Source organism: Gelidibacter salicanalis (assembly GCF_016469035.1).
Taxonomy (GTDB): Bacteria; Bacteroidota; Bacteroidia; order Flavobacteriales; family Flavobacteriaceae; genus Gelidibacter; species Gelidibacter salicanalis_A.
The window spans coordinates 97214-97871 of the sequence record NZ_JAEHJZ010000052.1 but is presented as its reverse complement, the minus strand read 5'-3'; the positions used below and the strand labels follow the sequence as shown (position 1 = coordinate 97871).

At 38.1% G+C, this 658-nt stretch carries 1 protein-coding gene; it reads left to right on the top strand.

Annotated features, from left to right (window positions below; all coding sequences use genetic code 11):
- Nucleotides 1-21 precede the first annotated feature (21 nt).
- Nucleotides 22-603 (top strand): tRNA-(ms[2]io[6]A)-hydroxylase, encoded by a 582-nt coding sequence (locus tag JEM65_RS19125; protein ID WP_199603051.1) that lies wholly within the window; start codon nt 22-24, stop codon nt 601-603.
- Nucleotides 604-658: the final 55 nt, after the last annotated feature.

The window sequence follows — 658 nt, the reverse complement described above, 5'->3', positions numbered from 1 at the left end:
CTTTAACTAGATAATAAAAATATGCTCGGACTTAAATTACCTACAGATCCACGTTGGGTTAATATTGTCGAAAAAAATATTGAAGAGATTCTAACAGACCATGCCTATTGTGAGCAAAAAGCGACCAGTACGGCTATTTCATTAATTGTCAGTTTTCCTGAATATACAGCGTTGGTTCAGGAAATGGTGGCCTTGGTAAAGGAAGAAATTAGCCATTTTAAAATGGTTCACGACAGGATTCTTGAAAAAGGATGGACGCTTGGCAGAGACCGAAAGGATGATTATGTTATTCAACTCATTACCTTTTTCCCAAAAGGAGGCAGTAGAACCACCCAACTCGTCCATAGACTGCTTTACGCTGCTTTAATTGAAGCGCGAAGCTGTGAGCGCTTCCGTTTGTTATCTGAAGAACTTGAGGACAAAGAACTGGCCGAGTTTTACCGAAAATTAATGGTGAGTGAAGCCAACCATTATACCATGTTTTTAGGTTTTGCAAGACAATATGGCGACCGAAAAGAAGTAGATAAGAAGTGGAACGATCTGCTAGAATTTGAAGCGAAAATCATGAAAAACTTGAGTAAAAGCGAAACAATACACGGATAGATCCATTTGTGTAATGCTCTTTCAAAAAAAAGAGAATAAACCACTATGGATTTGA

What these genes read in the sequence shown, in the direction of transcription:
- JEM65_RS19125 (WP_199603051.1), top strand. Translation starts at nt 22, where the DNA reads ATGCTCGGACTTAAATTACCTACAGATCCACGTTGGGTTAATATTGTC.